1 pseudogene is annotated in these 254 nt (G+C 52.0%); it reads left to right on the top strand.

The window, feature by feature from the left end:
• Positions 1-254 (top strand): annotated as a pseudogene (locus E8Q33_RS15185) (IMP dehydrogenase); the annotation flags it as partial.

The following is a 254-nucleotide window of genomic DNA, read 5'->3' as shown; positions in this document are numbered from 1 at the left end:
CGTGCCTACAAATCCTATCGTGGCATGGGCTCTATGGGTGCGATGCAGCAAAAACAAGGTTCCAGTGACCGTTACTTCCAAGAATCCAGCGAAGCCGACAAACTGGTACCGGAAGGTATTGAAGGTCTGTGCCATTTAAAGGCAGCCTGAGCCCGGTTATTCATCAGCTGATGGGCGGCGTTCGTGCTTCCATGGGCTATACCGGAAGCCGTACTATCGAAGAAATGCGTACTAAACCCGAGTTTGTCCGTGTG

Source organism: Methylophaga sp. SB9B (genome assembly GCF_004832235.1).
In the GTDB taxonomy this organism is placed as follows: Bacteria; Pseudomonadota; Gammaproteobacteria; order Nitrosococcales; family Methylophagaceae; genus Methylophaga; species Methylophaga muralis.
The sequence above is the reverse complement of the archived record's forward strand: the minus strand, read 5'-3'. Positions and strand labels throughout refer to the sequence as shown.